At 60.1% G+C, this 19,751-nt stretch carries 14 protein-coding genes; 12 read left to right on the top strand and 2 right to left on the bottom strand.

Features of this window, described 5'->3' with window-relative positions; translation table 11 throughout:
* Positions 1 to 223: 223 nt before the first annotated feature.
* The 10 genes from dnaA to KRX52_RS05735 all read left to right on the top strand — a co-directional run bounded on the left by dnaA (position 224) and on the right by KRX52_RS05735 (position 16,246).
* On the top strand, positions 224 to 1,693 hold the full coding sequence (gene dnaA, locus KRX52_RS05780; protein ID WP_217680314.1) for a chromosomal replication initiator protein DnaA: 1,470 nt from the start codon (positions 224 to 226) through the stop codon (positions 1,691 to 1,693).
* Between the two features lie 31 nt (positions 1,694 to 1,724).
* Complete coding sequence (gene dnaN / locus KRX52_RS05775; RefSeq protein WP_217680312.1) at positions 1,725 to 2,828, top strand: DNA polymerase III subunit beta; 1,104 nt, start codon at positions 1,725 to 1,727, stop codon at positions 2,826 to 2,828.
* A 151-nt stretch (positions 2,829 to 2,979) separates the two neighbouring features.
* Entirely contained in the window at positions 2,980 to 4,080 is a 1,101-nt protein-coding gene (recF, locus tag KRX52_RS05770) for a DNA replication/repair protein RecF (protein WP_217680310.1), read from the top strand.
* Positions 4,077 to 6,497 (top strand): DNA topoisomerase (ATP-hydrolyzing) subunit B, encoded by a 2,421-nt coding sequence (gene gyrB, locus KRX52_RS05765; RefSeq protein WP_217680308.1) that lies wholly within the window; start codon positions 4,077 to 4,079, stop codon positions 6,495 to 6,497. Before recF ends, gyrB begins: the two co-directional genes overlap by 4 nt.
* A gap of 252 nt (positions 6,498 to 6,749) precedes the next feature.
* Entirely contained in the window at positions 6,750 to 8,288 is a 1,539-nt protein-coding gene (locus KRX52_RS05760; RefSeq protein ID WP_217680306.1) for a type I restriction-modification system subunit M, read from the top strand.
* Positions 8,285 to 9,472: a restriction endonuclease subunit S gene (locus KRX52_RS05755; protein WP_217680304.1), complete on the top strand. Its 1,188-nt coding sequence runs from the start codon at positions 8,285 to 8,287 to the stop codon at positions 9,470 to 9,472. Before KRX52_RS05760 ends, KRX52_RS05755 begins: the two co-directional genes overlap by 4 nt.
* Complete coding sequence (locus KRX52_RS05750; protein WP_217680303.1) at positions 9,473 to 10,306, top strand: hypothetical protein; 834 nt, start codon at positions 9,473 to 9,475, stop codon at positions 10,304 to 10,306.
* A gap of 14 nt (positions 10,307 to 10,320) precedes the next feature.
* The gene (locus KRX52_RS05745; RefSeq protein ID WP_217680301.1) at positions 10,321 to 12,048 is read left to right on the top strand and encodes a GmrSD restriction endonuclease domain-containing protein; all 1,728 of its coding nucleotides are present in this window, start codon (positions 10,321 to 10,323) and stop codon (positions 12,046 to 12,048) included.
* Positions 12,045 to 15,449: a DEAD/DEAH box helicase family protein gene (locus KRX52_RS05740; RefSeq protein ID WP_217680293.1), complete on the top strand. Its 3,405-nt coding sequence runs from the start codon at positions 12,045 to 12,047 to the stop codon at positions 15,447 to 15,449. Before KRX52_RS05745 ends, KRX52_RS05740 begins: the two co-directional genes overlap by 4 nt.
* A 26-nt stretch (positions 15,450 to 15,475) precedes the next feature.
* Positions 15,476 to 16,246 (top strand): hypothetical protein, encoded by a 771-nt coding sequence (locus tag KRX52_RS05735; RefSeq protein ID WP_217680292.1) that lies wholly within the window; start codon positions 15,476 to 15,478, stop codon positions 16,244 to 16,246.
* Between the two features lie 33 nt (positions 16,247 to 16,279).
* Here the strand turns inward: KRX52_RS05735 and KRX52_RS05730 are convergent, their stop codons facing one another.
* Together KRX52_RS05730 and KRX52_RS05725 are read right to left on the bottom strand one after the other, a co-directional pair.
* The gene (locus KRX52_RS05730; protein WP_217680290.1) at positions 16,280 to 16,510 is read right to left on the bottom strand and encodes a hypothetical protein; all 231 of its coding nucleotides are present in this window, start codon (positions 16,508 to 16,510) and stop codon (positions 16,280 to 16,282) included.
* Between the two features lie 250 nt (positions 16,511 to 16,760).
* A complete protein-coding gene (locus KRX52_RS05725) occupies positions 16,761 to 17,702 on the bottom strand; it encodes a hypothetical protein (RefSeq protein WP_217680288.1) in 942 nt (313 codons plus the stop codon).
* A gap of 103 nt (positions 17,703 to 17,805) precedes the next feature.
* Here KRX52_RS05725 and KRX52_RS05720 point away from each other — a divergent pair, with 103 nt between their 5' ends.
* Together KRX52_RS05720 and KRX52_RS05715 are read left to right on the top strand one after the other, a co-directional pair.
* On the top strand, positions 17,806 to 18,516 hold the full coding sequence (locus KRX52_RS05720) for a PDDEXK family nuclease (RefSeq protein ID WP_254797428.1): 711 nt from the start codon (positions 17,806 to 17,808) through the stop codon (positions 18,514 to 18,516).
* Positions 18,509 to 19,687: a TnsB C-terminal domain-containing protein gene (locus KRX52_RS05715; RefSeq protein ID WP_217680285.1), complete on the top strand. Its 1,179-nt coding sequence runs from the start codon at positions 18,509 to 18,511 to the stop codon at positions 19,685 to 19,687. Before KRX52_RS05720 ends, KRX52_RS05715 begins: the two co-directional genes overlap by 8 nt.
* Positions 19,688 to 19,751: the final 64 nt, after the last annotated feature.

Raw genomic sequence — 19,751 nt, 5'->3', positions numbered from 1 at the left:
TCTTTTATCCACAGGTGGGTTGCTGGCCAGCTTTTCCAGAGGGTTGCGGCGGGTTTTGCGACCCGGTTATCCACATGGAGCGCAGTAAGGGTGAAAAATAGCGGCAGGAAACCCCGGCTGCGACATCCTGATCGCCGCCAGCATGTGGATAACTTTGCGGCACATCGCTACAATGCGTCCTTTGCCCTGTCTATCAAGACGCTTTCCTAGCGAGGGAACCCGAGTGTCCGTGGAACTGTGGCAGCAATGCGTGGAAGTCCTGCGCGACGAGCTGCCTTCCCAGCTGTTCAACACCTGGATCCGTCCCCTGCAGGTCGAAATGCACGGCGACGAGCTGCGCGTGTACGCGCCCAACCGCTTCGTGCTCGACTGGGTCAACGAGAAATACATCAGCCGCCTGCTGGAATTGATGGGCGAGCGCGGTAACGGCCAGATGCCGGCACTGTCCCTGCTGATCGGCAGCAAGCGCCCGGTCGCGCCGCGCCCGGCACCCGCCCCGCTGACGCCGACGCCGCTGGCGGCGCAGACGCCGGTGTTCGAACAGACCGCGGCCGACAGTGCCGTGGCCAGCGCCGAATCGGCGGCGGTGGCGGCCAAGGCGGTAACCGAAGTGCAGAGCGCGCCGCTGGTGCGCACCGAGCGCACCGTGCAGGTCGAGGGCGGCCTGAAACACACCAGCTACCTGAACCGCAACTTCACCTTCGAGAACTTCGTCGAGGGCAAGTCCAACCAGCTGGCGCGCGCGGCCGCCTGGCAGGTGGCCGACAACCCCAAGCACGGCTACAACCCGTTGTTCCTGTATGGCGGCGTCGGCCTCGGCAAGACCCACCTGATGCATGCGGTGGGCAACCACCTGCTGAAGAAGAACCCGAATGCCAAGGTGGTCTACCTGCATTCCGAGCGCTTCGTCGCCGACATGGTCAAGGCCCTGCAGCTCAACGCGATCAACGACTTCAAGCGCTTCTACCGCTCGGTGGACGCCCTGCTGATCGACGACATCCAGTTCTTCGCCCGCAAGGAGCGTTCCCAGGAGGAGTTCTTCCACACCTTCAACGCCCTGCTCGAGGGCGGCCAGCAGGTGATCCTCACCAGCGACCGCTACCCGAAGGAGATCGAGGGTCTGGAGGAGCGGCTGAAGTCGCGCTTCGGCTGGGGCCTGACCGTCGCGGTCGAGCCGCCGGAGCTGGAAACCCGCGTGGCGATCCTGATGAAGAAGGCCGAGCAGGCCAAGGTCGATCTGCCGCACGACGCCGCCTTCTTCATCGCCCAGCGCATCCGCTCCAACGTGCGCGAGCTGGAAGGCTCGCTGAAGCGGGTGATCGCCCACGCCCACTTCACCGGCAGCGAGATCAGCATCGAGCTGGTCCGCGAGTCGCTGAAGGACCTGCTCGCCCTGCAGGACAAGCTGGTCAGCGTCGACAACATCCAGCGCACCGTGGCCGAGTACTACAAGATCAAGATCGCCGACCTGCTGTCTAAGCGCCGCTCGCGCTCGGTGGCGCGCCCGCGTCAGGTGGCCATGGCCCTGTCCAAGGAGCTGACCAACCACAGCCTGCCGGAAATCGGCGATGCCTTCGGCGGCCGCGACCACACCACCGTGCTGCACGCCTGCCGCAAGATCGCTGAACTTCGCGAGGAGGACGCCGACATTCGCGAAGACTACAAGAACCTGCTGCGCACCCTGACTACCTGACGGGCGCCCCACCAGAGGCCAAGGACTCAAGATGCATTTCACCATTCAACGCGAAGCCCTGCTCAAGCCGCTGCAACTGGTTGCGGGTGTCGTCGAACGCCGGCAGACCCTGCCTGTACTGTCCAACGTGCTGCTGGTGGTGCAGGGCCAGCAGCTGTCGCTGACCGGCACCGACCTCGAGGTCGAGCTGGTCGGCCGCGTCGCCCTGGAAGAGCCGGCCGAGGCCGGCGAGATCACCGTGCCGGCGCGCAAGCTGATGGACATCTGCAAGAGCCTGCCGTCCGACGCGCTGGTCGACATCCGCGTCGACGAACAGAAACTGCTGATCAAGGCCGGACGCAGCCGCTTCAGCCTGTCCACCCTGCCGGCCAACGACTTCCCCTCGGTCGAGGAAAGCCAGGGTTCGCTGACCTTCGCCGTGGCGCAGAGCAAGCTGCGCCGGCTGATCGAGCGCACCAGCTTCGCCATGGCCCAGCAGGACGTGCGCTACTACCTCAACGGCATGCTGCTGGAGGTCAACGCCGGCCGCCTCAGCGCGGTGGCCACCGATGGCCACCGTCTGGCGCTGTGCGCGCTGGACGCCGGCATCGAGGCGCCGGACAAGCACCAGGTCATCGTGCCGCGCAAGGGCATCCTCGAACTGGCGCGCCTGCTCACCGCGCCGGACGACCTGGTCAGCATCGTCCTCGGCCAGCACCACATCCGCGCCACCACCGGCGACTTCACCTTCACTTCCAAGCTGGTGGACGGCAAGTTCCCCGATTATCAGCGCGTGTTGCCGCGCAATGGCGACAAGCTGGTCCTTGGCGACCGCCAGGCCCTGCGCGAAGCGTTCAGCCGCACCGCGATCCTCTCCAACGAGAAGTACCGCGGCATCCGCCTGCAACTGAGCAACGGCCAGCTGAAGATCCAGGCCAACAACCCGGAGCAGGAGGAAGCCGAGGAAGAAGTGCAGGTCGACTACTTCGGCGATGCCTTGGAAGTCGGCTTCAACGTCAGCTACCTGCTCGACGTGCTTGGCGTGATGACCACCGACCAGGTGCGCATCACCCTCGCCGATGCCAACAGCAGTGCCCTGTTGCAGGAAGCCGGCAACGATGACTCGGCTTACGTCGTGATGCCGATGCGCCTGTGACACGCCGGGCAGATCCTGTGGATAAGATGTGGATGCACCTCCCACAGGCTCTGCCCCGTCACGGTTTATGCGCCTTGAGCATAAGCAATCCTGTGGATAACACTGTGCACAAACAGTTGATCATGTTTATCCACACCTGCGGGCGCCAGCCATGTCCCTGGTCCGCCTGAGCGTCAGCGCCATCCGCAACCTGCAGCCACTGGAGCTGGTCCCCTCGCCGCGGATCAACCTGCTGCACGGCGACAACGGCAGCGGCAAGACCAGCGTGCTGGAGGCCATCCACCTGCTCGGCCTGGCCCGCTCGTTCCGCAGCACCCGCCTGACCCCGGTGATCCAGCACGAGCAGGAGCGCGCCCTGGTGTTCGGCCAGGTGCAGCTCGCCGACGGCCGGCAGAGCAGCCTGGGCATCGCCCGCGAGCGCAACGGCGAGTGCCGCATCCGCATCGACGGGCAGAATGCGCGCAGCGCCGCCCAGCTGGCCGAGGTGCTGCCCCTGCAGCTGATCAACCCGGACAGCTTCCGCCTGCTCGAAGGCGCGCCGAAGATCCGTCGACAGTTTCTCGATTGGGGTGTGTTCCACGTCGAAGCGCGCTTTCTCGGTGCCTGGCAGCGCCTGCAGAGCGCCCTGCGGCAGCGAAACTCGTGGCTGCGCCATGGTAGAATCGACCCCGCTGCGCAAGCCGCCTGGGACCGCGAACTGACCCTCGCCAGCGAGGCCATCGACGCCTATCGCCGCGCCTACATCCAGGCGCTCAAGCCGGTGTTCGAACGCACCCTGGCGCAGTTGGTCGAACTGCCGGAACTGACCCTCAGCTACTACCGCGGCTGGGATCGCGAACGCAGTCTGGACGAGGTGCTGCAGGCCAGCCTGCTGCGCGACCAGCAGCTCGGTCATACCCAGGCCGGACCGCAGCGCGCCGACCTGCGCCTGCGCATCGGCAGCCACAACGCCGCCGACATCCTCTCGCGCGGCCAGCAGAAGCTGGTGGTCTGCGCCCTGCGCATCGCCCAGGGCCACCTGGTCAACCAGGCCAAACACGGACAGTGCGTCTACCTGGTGGACGACCTGCCCTCGGAACTCGATGAACAGCATCGGCACGCACTGTGCCGCTTGCTGGAAGACCTCGACTGCCAGGTATTCATCACCGGCGTCGATGGCGAAACCCTCAAAGACGGCTGGCGCACGGATACGCCGGTCGCCATGTTCCACGTGGAGCATGGCCGTATTGAATCCTCGGGAGTTAAGGCATGAGCGAGAACAACACGTACGACTCCTCCAGCATCAAGGTGCTGAAAGGTCTGGACGCCGTACGCAAGCGCCCCGGCATGTACATCGGTGACACCGACGACGGCACCGGTCTGCACCACATGGTCTTCGAAGTTGTGGATAACTCCATCGACGAGGCGCTGGCCGGTCATTGCAACGACATCAGCATCACCATCCACACCGATGAGTCGATCACCGTGCGCGACAACGGTCGCGGCATCCCGGTGGATATCCACAAGGAAGAAGGCGTTTCCGCGGCCGAGGTCATCATGACCGTGCTGCACGCCGGCGGTAAGTTCGACGACAACAGCTACAAGGTCTCCGGCGGCCTGCACGGCGTCGGCGTGTCGGTGGTCAACGCGCTGTCCGAGCAGCTGGTGCTGACCGTGCGCCGCAGCGGCAAGGTGTGGGAGCAGACCTACGTCCACGGCGTGCCGCAGGCCCCGCTGGCACCGGTCGGCGACACCGACGGCAGCGGCACGCAGATCCACTTCAAGCCCTCGGCCGAAACCTTCCACAATATCCACTTCAGCTGGGACATCCTCGCCAAGCGCCTGCGCGAACTGTCGTTCCTCAACTCCGGGGTGGGCATCGTCCTCAAGGACGAGCGCAGCGGCAAGGAAGAGGAGTTCCGCTACGAGGGCGGCCTCAAGGCCTTTGTCGACTACCTGAACACCAACAAGACCCCGGTCAACCAGGTGTTCCACTTCAACGTGCAGCGCGAGGAAGACGGCGTCGGCGTGGAAGTGGCGCTGCAGTGGAACGACAGCTTCAACGAGAACATCCTCTGCTTCACCAACAACATCCCGCAGCGCGACGGCGGCACCCACCTGGCCGGTTTCCGCTCGGCGCTGACCCGCAACCTGAACAACTACATCGAGGCCGAAGGCCTGGCCAAGAAGTTCAAGGTGGCGACCACCGGCGACGATGCCCGCGAAGGCCTGACCGCGATCATCTCGGTCAAGGTGCCGGATCCCAAGTTCAGCTCGCAGACCAAGGACAAGCTGGTCTCCAGCGAGGTGAAGACTGCGGTCGAGCAGGAAATGGGCAAGCAGTTCGCCGACTTCCTGCTGGAAAACCCCAACGAGGCCAAGGCCGTGGTCGGCAAGATGATCGACGCCGCCCGCGCCCGCGAGGCCGCGCGCAAGGCCCGCGAGATGACCCGGCGCAAGGGCGCGCTGGACATTGCCGGCCTGCCGGGCAAGCTGGCCGACTGCCAGGAGAAGGACCCTGCCCTCTCCGAGCTGTACATCGTGGAAGGGGACTCCGCCGGCGGCTCGGCCAAGCAGGGCCGCAACCGCAAGACCCAGGCGATCCTGCCGCTCAAGGGCAAGATCCTCAACGTCGAGCGGGCCCGCTTCGACCGCATGATCTCCTCGCAGGAGGTCGGCACGCTGATCACCGCGCTGGGCTGCGGCATCGGCCGCGACGAGTTCAACATCGACAAGCTGCGCTACCACAACATCATCATCATGACCGATGCCGACGTTGACGGTGCGCACATCCGCACCCTGCTGCTGACCTTCTTCTACCGCCAGCTGCCCGAGCTGGTCGAGCGTGGCTACATCTACATCGCCCAGCCGCCGCTTTACAAGGTCAAGAAGGGCAAGCAGGAGCAGTACATCAAGGACGACGAGGCCATGGAGGAATACATGACCCAGTCGGCCCTCGAGGATGCCAGCCTGCACGTCAACGACAGCGCCCCGGGCCTGTCCGGCACCGCGCTGGAGACCCTGGTCAACGACTACCGCACGGTGATGAAGACCCTCGCCCGCCTGTCGCGACTTTATCCACAGGAGATCACCGAGCACTTCGTCTACCTGCCGCGCGTGAGTGCCGAGCAGCTCGCCGACCAGGCCGCCATGCAGGGCTGGATCGCCGGTCTCGACGCACGCCTCAAGGCGGTGGAAAAGTCCGGGCAGACCTACCAGGTCAGCCTGCGTGAAGATACCGAGCGCAAGCTGTGGCTGCCGGAAGTCCAACTGATTGCCCACGGCCTGTCCAACTACGTAACCTTCAACCGCGACTTCTTCGCCAGCAACGACTACCGCACCGTCACCGACCTCGGCACGCAGCTCAACAGCCTGCTCGAGGACGGCGCCTATGTGCAGCGCGGCGAGCGCAAGAAGCCGGTGGTGACCTTCAAGGACGCGCTCAACTGGCTGATGACCGAAAGCACCAAGCGCCACAGCATCCAGCGCTACAAGGGCCTTGGCGAGATGAACCCCGAGCAGCTGTGGGAAACCACCATGGACCCGGCGGTGCGCCGCATGCTCAAGGTGACCATCGAGGACGCCATCGCCGCCGACCAGATCTTCAACACTCTGATGGGCGACGCCGTCGAACCGCGCCGCGACTTCATCGAGACCAACGCCCTGGCGGTGTCGAATCTGGACGTGTGATCGCAATTGGAGGTGGGAAAAGTTATTTTCCACTTCGGTCAAAGTTAAGCGGTTCGGCCAAAGTTAACCGCTGAGTACACAAATGCCCCGACAGCACGCCTGCCGGGGCATTTGCATTTCTGGGTGACTATTCCTTGGGGAGGTCTCAGCTGCCATTAGCTTGGATGGGGCGCAGAGGGTCAGTTAGCATGGCTGGCTTTACAGCCAGGGCCCGATGGGCCTGCACATTATTGATAGGGAGAGGTAAGCGTCATGCTGACCGGTGAGATTCGCAGCCAAATCGACGCTATCTGGAATGCCTTCTGGTCAGGGGGCATTGCCAACCCCCTGGAGGTGATGGAGCAAATCACCTATCTGCTGTTCATCCGTCGTCTGGATGATGCACAGACGCTTGAGGAGGCCAAGGCCCGGATCCTGAACCAGCCTATCCGCAACCCGATCTACCCGGCAGGCAAAGATCCGAAGGGGCGCAAGTACGACGACCTGCGCTGGTCGCACTTCAAGAACTTCGCTCCGGCTGAAATGCATCAGGTGGTTGGCGAGCACGTCTTCCCGTTCTTGCGCAGCATGGGTGGCGATGGCTCCACCTACTCGCACCATATGAAGGATGCGCGCTTCACCATCCCTACCCCCAGCCTGTTGGCCAAGGTGGTCGACATGCTCGACCATGTGCCGATGGAGGATCGGGACACCAAGGGCGATATCTACGAGTACATGCTCGGCAAGATCGCTGCTGCCGGACAGAACGGCCAGTTCCGTACGCCGCGTCACATCATCCAGCTGATGGTGGAACTGACGGCGCCTACGCCCAAGGATGTGATCTGCGATCCGGCCAGCGGCACCTGCGGCTTCCTGGTGGCTGCGGGAGAATACCTGCGCGGGCGGCATGCCGACCTGTTCAAGGACTACACCGACCGTGAACATTTCCACAACGGCATGTTCCACGGCTATGACTTCGACAACACCATGCTGCGTATCGGCAGCATGAACATGGCGCTGCACGGTGTGGATAACCCGGACATCCGCTACAAGGATTCGTTGTCTCAGGATCATGCCGGTGACGAGGAAAAATATTCGCTGATCCTCGCTAACCCGCCTTTTGCCGGCAGCCTAGACTACGAGAACACGGCGAAGGACTTGCTCGCCATCGTCAAGACCAAGAAGACCGAGCTGCTGTTCCTCGCTCTGTTCCTGCGTCTGCTCAAGCCTGGTGGCCGTGCTGCGGTCATCGTGCCGAGCGGCGTACTGTTCGGCTCTAGCAAGGCACACAAGGAGCTGCGCCGTATGCTTGTGGAAGAGCAGAAGCTCGATGGTGTGATCTCCCTGCCCTCCGGGGCATTCAAGCCCTATGCCGGAGTGTCCACAGCCATCCTGCTGTTCACCAAGACCAATTCGGGCGGCACTGACCATGTCTGGTTCTACGACATGCAGGCCGATGGTTGGTCGCTAGACGACAAGCGCCAGCCCTTGCTAGATGGCGACATGCTCGGCCCCTGCCCGGCACAGGCCTTGAGCGAGGCCGAACACGCCAAGAATAACCTGCCCGATACCCTAGCCCGCTGGTTTCAGCGCGACGGCAGCGAGCGCGAACGCCCTCGTACCGCGCAGAGCTTCTGTGTGCATAAGACCGACATCGCTGCGCAGGGCTACGACCTCTCCATTGCCCGTTACAAGGAGGTGGTGCATGAAGCCGTCGAGCATGAAGCGCCGCTCGCTATCATCGTCAAGCTGAAGCACCTCGAAGCCGAGATTCAGCAGGGTATGGCTGAGCTGGAGGGGATGTTGAAGTGAAGTTCACAACTAAAAGCCTTTCCGAGTTGCTTTCTGACGCAGATATATTTGTTGATGGTGATTGGATTGAGTCGAAGGATCAAGACCCTAGCGGTGATGTTCGGCTTATTCAACTAGCTGATATCGGTGATGGTTCCTATATCGACAAGTCTGATCGATATCTAACTTCAGATACTGCGAAAAGACTTAAGTGCACATTTCTGAAAAAAGGCGACATTCTGCTTGCGCGGATGCCTGATCCTTTGGGAAGAGCATGCATTTTTCCTGGAGATACGAAGAAAGCTGTAACGGTTGTTGATGTCTGCATAATTCGTGTTAATGAAGAGAAAATTTGTGCGCGTTGGTTGATGTATGCACTGAATTCCTCTGATGTTCGCAATCAGATTGCGAGTTTTGCGACAGGGACAACTAGGTCGAGAGTTTCGAGAGGAAACCTTGGGAAAGTCGTTATTCCAGTTGTTCCTCTTGAGCGGCAACGGATTATCGCAGACATCCTCGACAAAGCCGATGCCATACGTACCAAGCGTCGCGAAGCCTTGGCCCTTCTCGACGGCCTTGCGCAGTCGATTTTTTTTGAGATGTTTGGTGACCTATTTACTAATTCAAATGGTTATCCAGTTTCTCCTCTTGGAAAAGTTTGTGATGTTCGCGATGGAACACATGATTCGCCAGCTTATGTTTCTGAGGGTTATCCACTGGTCACGTCGAAGAACCTAAAGGATGGCGTGATTGACCTGATGGGCGCAAACTACATATCCGAGTTTGATTATAACGATATAAATCGTCGCTCCAAAGTAGATATTGGTGATATTTTAATGCCCATGATTGGAACGATTGGAAATCCGGTTATGGTCAAAGATGAGCCGAATTTTGCAATCAAAAACATGGCGCTTATTAAGTTTAAGCCGAGCTCACCTTCAGCAGAATTTGTTTTCCATTTTCTTAATGGGAACTGCTTCGATAGGCTGGTTGCCAATAAAAACAAGGGGGGGACACAGAAATTTCTTGCACTTGGAGAGATTCGGGGGCTTCCTCTGCCCATTCCTCCTGCCGATGCGCAACTTGAGTTTTCTCGGCGGATCAAGGCGCTTACGCATGCGCGGCAGAAATTCATGGGGGCGGCTCAGGTCTTAGAGAATTTGTTCGCCTCCCTCCAATACCGAGCCTTCCAAGGGGAATTATAGATGCGGGGCGAGTTCGTCGGAGTTTGGTCGGAAACATGGAGCGCTATATGGCTTCCGTTGGCCGAATCAGAGGTCGCCCCATCGGACATTTTCTGCGAGCTGTATCGAGAGCTGGCCGGCGCATTCGCATTACAGCCCAGTGTTGAGGTACTTGCTGATGTGATTGATGACCCCAAGCAAAGCTGGCAGGCGTTTGAAGCGTCTGGAACGACAGAGTTCGCTAGCGAAAAAGCGCTGGTGCGCTTCTTTGAGGCGGCGTTCGAGATACTGGAGGATTTGCAAGGTGACGAATTGTCAAACCGCTACTTTGGTCTTCTGTCCGCCTTCATTGAAAAGTACAGCCTCGGCTACTCATTGCGGCGCCCATGCGCCCTGAGTCTAACTTTGCCAGGCATGTTCGCTGACTTGTCAGGAGCGATGAAGCGTCTTGCCAGTACCGATGAGCACATTTATGCGTTTTACCGAGCTCACGAAGAGGCCGTCAGGGATCTTCGATACGGGGCGACCGAAGAACGCATCAAGACCTGTATTAGCCGGCAGGTCATGCTGCTAGAGGCGATTGCCGCCAGTGCTGACGAAGTGACTGCCCATACGCTGGGCGATATGTGTAACCAGTTGACCTCTTGGCCGCATGCAACCATCAAGGAGTCGCTGAAGAAACTGTACGGATTCGCCTCGGATTACCCAGGGATTCGGCATGCAGGTAATCCAGGCGGACGGCTTCGGGGCATCGAAACCCGAGACTTGGCAGCGCTGTCCATCCTGCTGATGGGGTACGCTCCGTACCTTACTATCGGGCTGGAGACCAACTTCACTTCACTGGTAGACGGCTAAGGACGATTCAGTCAATGCAGCAACAAAACATCCCCATTGGCACTCTGGTGGATATGTATAAGCGCGGCGAGCTGCGCTTGCCGGAAATCCAGCGGCACTACGTCTGGCGGGCCACGCGGGTTCGTGACCTGCTCGACTCGCTGTACCGGGGCTACCCCAGCGGCTCCATCCTGATGTGGGAGACCGACGAACCGGTGCCCACTCGTGAGTTCGCCATTACCCAAGACACCAACGCCTTTGCCGGGCGCAAGCTGCTGCTCGATGGCCAGCAACGCCTGACCTCGTTGACGGCTGTACTCAATGGCGATCCGGTGCAGGTGCGGGGACGGAAGCGACCCATCGATATCCTGTTCAACCTGGAGCATCCAGACGGCCCGCCGAGTTACGACACCGAGGTGACCAGCGATGAGGATTCACCGGTTGCCGCCGAGGATGAACTGAGCGACGACGCAGACGATGGCGACGACAGCGAGCAGGGCATCCTGGAAAAGATGAACCGTCGCACCTTCGTGGTGGCCAGCAAAAACCTGGCGTCACAGCCACAGTGGGTATCGGTGAGCGCGGTTTTCGGTACGGCCAATGACGCAGAAATTCTGGAGAAGGCCAGGATCGAGTCGTTCAAAGACCCGCGCTACCAAAAGTATTCCGACCGCCTGAAGAAGCTGCGCGCCATCAAGGACTACCAGTATGTGGTGCACGTGCTAGAGCGCAGCATGAGCTACGAGGAAGTCACCGAGATCTTCGTGCGTGTGAACTCGCTGGGGGCCAAGTTGAAGTCCTCTGACCTGGCGCTGGCGCAGATGTCTTCGCGCTGGCCCAACCTCCTCAAGGAGCTGGAGGTCTTCCAGGAGGAGTGCGAGCAAAGCTGGTTCACCATCGAGCTGGGCCAATTGGTGCGGGCCATCGTAGTGTTCGCCACCCAGCAGTGCCTGTTCCGCAGTGTAGCCAGCACCCCGGTGGACAAGCTCAAGGAGGGCTGGAAGCAGGCCCAGGAGGGACTGCGCTTTGCCATCAACTTCCTGCGCACCAATGCCGGTATCGAGGATGAGTCGCTGCTCTCCTCGCCGATGTTCATTCATGCCCTGGCCGCAGTCAGTCGCATCAAGGACAACAAGCTGACCGCTGAGGAGCAGAACAGCCTGCTCCATTGGTTGCTGGTCGCCAATGCGCGGGGACGCTATTCGCGTGGCTCAACCGAGACCCTGCTCAACGAAGACCTGGCGATCCTGTTCAGGACAGGTGATATCCCCGCGCTCATGGAGCCGGTGAAGCGCCAGTTCGGTCGTCTGCACATCGAGTCGACTGATCTGGCCGGGCGGGGCGTCAACAGCCCCCTGTTCTCTCTCGCCTACCTGGCTCTGAAGGCTGCGGGGGCCAAGGACTGGTACAGCGGCTTGGGGTTATCGCTGACCCACCAAGGCAAGCTGCACTTCATCCAGTGGCACCACATTATTCCCAAGTCGCTGCTCAAAGCGCGCGGCTACGAGACCGGCGAGATCAACGAGATCGCCAACATGGCTTTCATCACCGGGCAGACCAACCGCCGCATCAGCAACAAGGAAGCGACCAGCTACTTGGTCGACATCATCGACAAGCAGGGCGAAGATGCATTGACTAGTCAGTGCGTTCCAACCGACCCCTCGCTCTGGGCCACGGAACGGTATCGCGAGTTCTTACACCATCGACGTGAGGCACTGGCACAGCGGATGAACGAGTTCATAAGGGAAAAAGCCAAACTATGAGTAACTTCGCCTTCCTCGCAACTGAATGGACATTGCTGCACGAAGCAGCCAGCAAGGCGGAAGGCGCAGTCAACAGCGATGCGCGCACGGCCTGCTTCTACGCACGCCGGGCGCTGGAGATTGCCGTCGCTTGGCTGTACACCCACGACAAGTCGTTCAAGCTGCCCTATCAGGACACCCTGAGTGCCCTGATCCACGAGCCGACTTTTCGCACAGGTGTGGGTGAAGCCCTGTTCACCAAGGCTCGCCTGATCAAAGACCTGGGCAACCTGGCGGTGCACGGGACGAAGAAGATTGCGACTTCGGACGCGCAGAACGCCACCCGTGAGCTGTTCCACGTCTGCTATTGGCTGGCCCGTACCTACGGGCGTATGGCGCGCCCCTCCGCCAGCCAGACTTTCTCGCTGGACTTGTTACCTAAGCCGTCTGGGGTGCCTCCGCAGACAGTCGAGCAGCTCCAGAAGTTGGAAAAGAGCCTCAAGGAGAAGGACGAAAAACTCTCCGAGGTGTTGGCCCAGCATGCAGCGCTGAATGAGGAGTTGCAGCGCCTGCGGGAAGAGATTGCTGCCGCCAAGAAAGCCAACAGCGCTCAGCCCGACACACATGACTACTCGGAAGCCGAGACACGCAAGGCCTTCACCGACTTGCTGCTGAAGGAAGCGGGCTGGGCGTTGGATCCGGCCAAGCACTTCGAGGTCGAAGTGACCGGCATGCCCAATGGCGAGAACACTGGCTATGTGGACTACGTTCTGTGGGGGGATGACGGCAAACCGCTGATGCTGGTCGAGGCCAAGCGCACGACCAAGAGTCCAACGGTGGGGCAGCAGCAAGCCAAGCTCTACGCCGACTGCCTTGAGCAGATGTACGGCCAGCGTCCGGTGATCTTCTACACCAATGGCTACGAACACTGGATGTGGGACGACCTGTCCTTTCCACCCCGCCCCGTGCAGGGCTTCTACAAGAAGGCTGAACTGGAGCTGCTGATTCAACGACGTGGCAGTCGCAAGCTCCTGGCCGATGCCACGATCAACAGCGATATCGTCGAGCGCTACTACCAGACCCGCGCCGTTCGGCGTGTAGGGCAAACGTTCGAGGTGGACAGGCAACGCAAGTCGTTGCTGGTCATGGCGACCGGCAGCGGAAAGACCCGTACGGTCATCGCGCTGGTTGATCTGTTGATGCGCAGCAACTGGGTCAAGCGGGTGCTGTTCTTAGCGGATCGTGTGGCGCTGGTCAACCAGGCGGTGAATGCCTTCAAGTCCTATCTGCCTGATTCGGCCCCGGTCAATCTGGTGACCGACAAGCACACCGAGGGCCGGGTCTTCGTCTCAACCTACCCCACCATGATGGGCCTCATCGATGAAGCGCAGGATGGGCAGCGGCGTTTTGGCGTGGGGCATTTCGATCTCATCGTCATTGATGAAGCACACCGCTCGGTGTACCAGAAGTACCGCGCCATCTTCGACTACTTCGATTCGCTGCTGGTGGGGCTGACAGCCACGCCCAAGGACGAAATCGACAAGAACACCTATGGTCTGTTCGACCTCGAAACGGGCGTTCCCACCGATGCCTATGGTCTGGATGAGGCGGTTGCCGACGGGCATCTGGTGCCACCCGTGGCGATTTCCGTGCCGCTGAAGTTCCAGCGCGAGGGCATCAAATACGACCAGCTCAGTGACTACGAGAAAGAGCAGTGGGAATCGCTGGAGTGGAATGACGAAGGCATCGTCCCTGCCGAGGTAGACGCCGCCGAACTGAACCAGTGGCTGTTCAACATCGACACTGTGGATAAGGTGCTGGAACTGCTGATGACCAAGGGCCAGAAGGTGGCCGGTGGCGACCAGCTGGGCAAGACCATCATCTTCGCCAAGAACAATCCCCACGCGGACTTCATCGCTGAACGCTTCAACACCAACTACCCCCATTACAAGGGGCACTTTGCGCGGGTGGTGACCTACAAGACCGAGTACGCCCAGACCCTGATCGACGATTTCTCCAAGAAGCCCAAGATGCCGCACATAGCCATCTCGGTGGACATGCTCGACACCGGCATCGATGTGCCAGAGGTGGTCAATCTGGTTTTCTTCAAGGTTGTCCGCTCCAAGACCAAGTTCTGGCAGATGGTTGGGCGCGGCACTCGACTGTGCAAAGACCTGTTCGGCCCTGGCGAGGACAAGAAGAATTTCTTCATCTTCGACTTCTGCCAGAACCTGGAATTCTTCAGTCAGAACCCGGAGTTCTCCGAAGGCTCAACGACCGAGCCGCTGGGCACCCGACTGTTCAAGGCTCGGCTGGAGATGATCACCGACCTGGACAAGAAGCTTCAGGCTGAAGGCCAGGTGGCTGAGCCTGGTGCGCCTGTCTATGGCGATCAGCTTACGGTCAGCCAGTTGCGCCAGGAAACCGCAGCTCTGCTCCACGAGAAGGTGGTCGCCATGAATGTGGATAACTTCGTGGTCAGGCCGCAGCGCAAGTACGTCGAGAAATTCGCCAAGGCGAAGGCTTGGCAGGCGCTGGGGCCTGAAGAGCTTCACGAGCTCACCGCCAAGGTGGCCGGGCTGCCTTCCGAACAAGTTGATGACGACGAGGAAGCCAAACGCTTCGACATGCTGGTGCTGCGAACCCAGCTGGCGATCCTCAAGGCTAAGCCCGATTTCGTCAGTCTCAAGGAAAAAATCCAGGAGATTGCGGTGGCCTTGGAGGCTGAAACCAACATCCCGGCCATCAAGGCGGAAATGGTGTTGATCCAAGCGTTGGGCAGTGAGGAATGGTGGGAAGGCGTCACGCTGCCGATGCTTGAAACCGTGCGCCGTCGCCTGCGGGCGTTGATCCGACTGATCCCCAAGCGGCAGAAGAAGATCGTCTACTCGGACTTTGAAGACGAGCTGGGTGAGACGGCTGTCATCGACCTGCCCCAGGTCACGGCTGGCTTGAACATGGAGAAGTTCAAGGAGAAGGCCAGGACTTTCCTCCGGGCGCATGAGAACCACTTGTCGTTGCAGCGGCTGCGCCGCAATCAGGCGCTGACCCCGGCTGATCTGGTCGAGCTGGAGAGGATGCTGGTTGATGCCGGTGGTTCCCAGGCCCTGATCGATGACGCCAAAGAAAAGAACCATGGGCTGGGCATCTTTATCCGCTCCTTGGTTGGACTGGATCGCGAAGCGGCCATGCAAGCCTTCAGCGACTTCATCAACAGCAGCAAGGCGACTCCTAACCAGATCGAGTTCATTGAGCTGATCGTGCAGGAGTTGACCCTAATCGGCGTGATGGAGCCGTCGCGGCTGTTTGAGTCGCCCTTCACTGACATGAATGCGCAGGGCCCGATGGGGGTGTTCCCGGCTGCGACGGTGACCAAGATTGTGGATGTGCTGGCTGGGATAAGGGCCACGGCGGTGGCTTGATTGAAATGAGTGAAGAGGGAGCAGGGATGAGAGATCCACATGTCGAGGCTGTTTACTTTACGGTTGGTTCGGCTGACGACATCTCGTACGAAAATCCTGAGCCGGTGGAGTTTTCCAACCATCTTGGCCAGTTCTCTCTGGCCGACGGATTGCTCACGGTGATTCCCGCCGAGCATTTTTCCTGTGGCCAGGAGGCAAGTCAGGCCCTTGATGGCTTCTTACGCTCGTGGGAGATTGAGGCTGACCTCAAGCGTAATGTCGGGATGATCAGGTTTTCGTACTCGCGTGCTGACGTGATAGATCGTGATCCACCACCTCCGGGAGAGCCTCAGGTCATACAGGCTGTGGGGATCGCGTCGCTGGCCTTCGGCTCTAGTGTTACCTGCCACTTGGTGGCAAAACGCTATCCATCGCCGCCCGAGTGCTTCAGCGCGAATGAGTATGCCCAGCATGCCTATCGAAGATGGATCGGTTACCGAAATGGGCGGGAGCCGTTGCAGGCGATGGCGTATTTCATTGTTACGTTGATGGAGAGTCTCGCTGGAGGATCCCGAGGTCAAGCCTGTGAGCTCTTCAGGATCGATAGACCCGTGCGAAAGAAGATTGGCGACCTATGCAGTGAGAAAGGCAGCGCCTTGACGGCTCGCAAAGCCCAATCGACAACCTTTGAAGAACTCACGCACATTGAGAGTGAATGGTTGGAGATGGCAGTCAAGCGGCTGATCTACAGGCTGGGTGAATACGCACCAGGACACCCGCTAGAGCTGATCACCATGGAGAACATTGGGCAGTTGTGAGCTGGGCTCCAAGGTGTACCGCAGAACTGCTGCTCAAAGCTCCACCGTCAGCACCTTGATCCCGACGGTTTCGCAGAACCGTCCTACCGCTGTCAGCGAGCGCCACACTCGGATGGGCGCTCGTCTTGAGCGTACCGGTAGCCAACGGGCGCTGAGGCGCAATTCCAGGTGCCAACCTTCCCCGTCGCGTAGCACCCGGAACTCCCGCGCGGCGCCAGTCTCCACCAGCGCCTGTAAGGTTTCTTGTTCGATTGCGCGCTTCATGCCGACCCTGCTTTTGCCATGACCCGGTATTCCGGTATAGCGCAGTGGGCAATGCTGGTGGCCGACATTGGCTGAGTGGTCACCAGCTCCCGGTCAGACACGGGGGCCGATTGAACGAAATGCCCTATTACGCGCAGCCGATGAGCGCTCCTCCCCTTGGAGGAGGCGTACTCCGGACACCCTGTGGACAACTTCCATGCCTTCCCAGCGGAGGCTCCTGTGGATATCGCGTTATCCACAGAGCGTGGAATCAGAGGGTGGATGGGGTGTTGGGGAGCGGTTTGAGACTGTCGCGCACGTGGCGCTGGTCGGTCAGGGTGATACCGGCCCACTCCAGCGAGTTGCCGTAGTTCAGATGCATGTTCAGTGCATGACGGAGATCGGTGAACTCCTGAATCGGCGCATCCTCCCCATCCAGGGTCGCCAGATGCAGCCAGCGGCGAAGCGAGCCTGTGTCCAGCGCCAAATACGCCAGCGTCTTGAGGAGACTGGAGGGCTCCGGAAACACGAACCACACCTTCTCGACATAGCGGGAGGCCATCTGGGCCACGCGGAATAACTCGGCGGCGGCTTTTTCGGGTTTGCGTGAGGTATCACCGGCTCGCGTAAAAATGGCCACTCTGGCCCGATCCCCTTCGCGCAGCAGGACGCACTGGCTGAGCACCTCCGACTCGGTAACCTTGATCAACTCGCCCTCCGGGTAGCCGAAATATCCCGGTCCGACCGCTTTCAGTGCCGCAATGCAGCGCCGCTCATGCCCTGCCACCCGCTGGCGGGCGCGGGAGCGGGCGGTCGATTGGGCAGTACCCCGCTCTTGGGTTGTCTGCACCAACTGGGCACGCAGGATCGCCAGGGTCACTTTGTTGGCGAGCACTTGCGTCACGTACTCCTCGGGGAGCGTTGCGGCATCCAGATGGTGCAGCCGTTCCAGCAACTCGATGTGCGCGTAACCGCACTGTACTTGCTCGACATTCAAGGGGCCGGTCAGGGCGTCGAGGAAACTGCCGGCCTTTAGCATGCGTAGCAGCACCTTGGCGTCGTAGCCGGCCTCATCTGCGAGCTGGCTGATCAACAGGTTCACGCTGTCCTGACCTTGGTAAGCGTCGATCTGCGGTTTCAGGGTTCGGTACAGCGCGTACCAATGCTGCTTTGCCTGTCGCCCCATGCTTCCTTCCCCTTCCGACATGCCCATTAGGTAGTCCGCAGCGTACCCAATTTGGTGAACATCATCAAATGTTGACAGGCGGCGGCAGCGTCGCTATACCTTGCTCATTATTTTTGGTGAGGTGTACCAAATGAAGGCGGATCGACAAACTCCCGCATTCAGCCGAGACGTGGCTAAGCGTACCAAGCGACCGCGTCGGGCCTACGTCATGTGCTCACCCAAATCCGGTTTTGTTGAGGTTCGCCTGGAGTCACGGCTGGAGCAGTCTGTCGCGCAGGCACTGGAGCTCGATCCTCGGGTACGGGCGTACCGGGCCCAGCCCTACACCCTGGACTTGTTGACCGGGGAGCGCTTGGCTGCCCAGCCCGCATCTAAAAAGTCGACTGTGAGTTACACGCCAGATTTTGAGGCGGAGGTCGGGGAGTTAGTGGTGGCCATCGAGGTGAAGCCGCGTGCCTTTCTGAAACGACATGCGGAGCTCTTTGAGCGAGTGCGCGTGGTCTTGCGTCGGCAAGGGGTGCGTTTTTTGGTCGTGAGCGAGGAGTCATTCCCTGGTCATTACCTGCGCAACATCGCGCTTCTCATGCCCTATCTGAGTCAGGCGTCACAGGCCCTGGAGGGTTGGGCCGCGCCGTTGCAGCGGCGCTCTCCCGAGGAGCTGTCCGGGCCGGTGGCGGAGGTGCTGGAAGGTCTGGAGCCCGCCAATTATCACGTGGCCGCAGGGGTGCTTCTGGGGGTGATCCAGTTCGATCTGGTTCAGCACCTGTTCGAGCAGATGGATTTCATTTTGGCTCCGGCTTTCGGTGCGTTGAATGCGTTCGAGGTGATTCGCTATGAGTGATCCGGTCATTAATCCCGTTGCAGTGGGCCAGACGGTGGTCTGGCGGGACACCTGTTATCAGATCAAGGCGATCAAGCCGCTACTCGGCGACGTTGTGCTGGAGGCCAAGGGTGGGATTGAGCACACGGTCGATCTGGGCGAGTTTTACAACCTGATCGCGTCCGGCGATATGGAGCTGCCCCATCGGAAAACTCAAGAGGCGCAGCGCGCCTGGACGGAGAGCGAGCAACGGGAAGCAGAGTTCCGGCTGCAACTGATCGAGTTGGTGGATGAACTCGACAAACAGAGCCTCGAAGCACCTGCACGCAATCTGCGGATCGATGTTTTTTGCCAGCAGCATAAGCGCCGGCGGCCTTCGGATCGAACCCTGAAGGGGTATTGGTACCGCTACAAAGCCTTTGGCTTCACCGGGCTGATTCCCAATTTCAGCCGTCGCGGTGGTAGCGGCTGGGAGAAGAAAAAACAGGCCAGGGAAGTGGCGACGCAGACGCTGATCGAGACCTTCATGAAGGACGACAAGATTTCGTTATCCTCGGTTTCGGTTCAGGTAAACGACGCTCTGAAACAGCTCAATCAGTCGACGGGGACGGCAGAGCAGATCGACCGGAAAACGATTACGCGCCTGCTGCTGGGACTGCCCAAGTCGATGGTCAAGGGAGGGCGACTGGATCCACGGACGTTTGCCCTGTGGAATCGGCAGGCCGTCAAGCGCTATGACGTCAAGCATCCCTTTGAACGCGTGGAAATCGACGCGAAAACAATTGATGTGTACTGCCGCGATGAGTTCGGCAACCGCTACACCGAACTGACCCTGTACGCGATGGTCTGCGCGTGCACCTCGTATCCCATCGCGGTTTATGTCACCGGAGGTAAGCCTAGCGAGTACACGCTGCTGAAGCTCTTCGAGTTTGCGTTCACTCCCAAGGATGGCGCGTTCAAACAGGCCTACGGCCTCGAAACGGACTGGGTGCGGCCCTGTGCCATCGCGTGCATCGTTTTCGACAACGCCGTTGAAAACGCCTCAGATATGGCGATGAGTGTTGTCCGGCGGCTGGGCATTCAGATCGAGTACGCGCGCATTGCGCGTGGAGATGACAAACCCCATGTGTGCGGATTCCACGGTCATCTGGCCACCCATTCCATGAGCATCTGGCCACCGATTCCACGGTGATCCGGCCACCCATTCCACGCGCATCCGGCCACTGATTCCACGGCCATCCGGCCACCCTCCCGGG

This window comes from Geopseudomonas aromaticivorans (assembly GCF_019097855.1).
Taxonomy (GTDB): Bacteria; Pseudomonadota; Gammaproteobacteria; order Pseudomonadales; family Pseudomonadaceae; genus Geopseudomonas; species Geopseudomonas aromaticivorans.
This window is presented reverse-complemented; position numbering and strand designations above follow the sequence as displayed.

Excerpts from the sequence above, each read along its gene's own strand:
- dnaN (WP_217680312.1), top strand. The coding sequence starts at position 1,725 with ATGCATTTCACCATTCAACGCGAAGCCCTGCTCAAGCCGCTGCAACTG.
- recF (WP_217680310.1), top strand. The coding sequence starts at position 2,980 with ATGTCCCTGGTCCGCCTGAGCGTCAGCGCCATCCGCAACCTGCAGCCA.
- gyrB (WP_217680308.1), top strand. The coding sequence starts at position 4,077 with ATGAGCGAGAACAACACGTACGACTCCTCCAGCATCAAGGTGCTGAAA.
- KRX52_RS05760 (WP_217680306.1), top strand. The coding sequence starts at position 6,750 with ATGCTGACCGGTGAGATTCGCAGCCAAATCGACGCTATCTGGAATGCC.
- KRX52_RS05750 (WP_217680303.1), top strand. The coding sequence starts at position 9,473 with ATGCGGGGCGAGTTCGTCGGAGTTTGGTCGGAAACATGGAGCGCTATA.
- KRX52_RS05745 (WP_217680301.1), top strand. The coding sequence starts at position 10,321 with ATGCAGCAACAAAACATCCCCATTGGCACTCTGGTGGATATGTATAAG.
- KRX52_RS05740 (WP_217680293.1), top strand. The coding sequence starts at position 12,045 with ATGAGTAACTTCGCCTTCCTCGCAACTGAATGGACATTGCTGCACGAA.
- KRX52_RS05735 (WP_217680292.1), top strand. The coding sequence starts at position 15,476 with ATGAGAGATCCACATGTCGAGGCTGTTTACTTTACGGTTGGTTCGGCT.
- KRX52_RS05730 (WP_217680290.1), bottom strand. The coding sequence starts at position 16,510 with ATGAAGCGCGCAATCGAACAAGAAACCTTACAGGCGCTGGTGGAGACT.
- KRX52_RS05725 (WP_217680288.1), bottom strand. The coding sequence starts at position 17,702 with ATGGGCATGTCGGAAGGGGAAGGAAGCATGGGGCGACAGGCAAAGCAG.
- KRX52_RS05720 (WP_254797428.1), top strand. The coding sequence starts at position 17,806 with ATGAAGGCGGATCGACAAACTCCCGCATTCAGCCGAGACGTGGCTAAG.
- KRX52_RS05715 (WP_217680285.1), top strand. The coding sequence starts at position 18,509 with ATGAGTGATCCGGTCATTAATCCCGTTGCAGTGGGCCAGACGGTGGTC.